This window comes from Enterobacter sp. J49 (genome assembly GCF_002148625.1).
GTDB classification, from domain to species: domain Bacteria; phylum Pseudomonadota; class Gammaproteobacteria; order Enterobacterales; family Enterobacteriaceae; genus Enterobacter; species Enterobacter ludwigii.
Window position 1 is genome coordinate 1 of sequence record NZ_MWPY01000002.1, and the last position, 296, is coordinate 296.

At 47.6% G+C, this 296-nt stretch carries 1 tRNA gene; it reads right to left on the reverse strand.

Features of this window, described 5'->3' with window-relative positions:
- Positions 1-162 precede the first annotated feature (162 nt).
- A tRNA-Glu gene (locus BJP35_RS00010) sits at positions 163-238 on the reverse strand.
- Between the last annotated feature and the right edge of the window lie 58 nt (positions 239-296).

Here is a 296-nt window from a genome sequence, read left to right on the forward strand (position 1 = left end):
CACCGGTTTGCGAAAATTTGAGAGACTCGAACACACATTAACATGTGTGTCGTTTCAATTTTCAGCTTGATCCAGATTTTTAAAGAGCAAATATCTCAAACGTCACCCGAAGATGAGTTTTGAGATATGTCGGCAGGTGACTTTCACTCACGAACCAGCAAGTGGCGTCCCCTAGGGGATTCGAACCCCTGTTACCGCCGTGAAAGGGCGGTGTCCTGGGCCTCTAGACGAAGGGGACACTGAAGTCTCAATCGCAAGACGCCTTGCTATTTACTTTTCATCAGACAGTCTGTGTC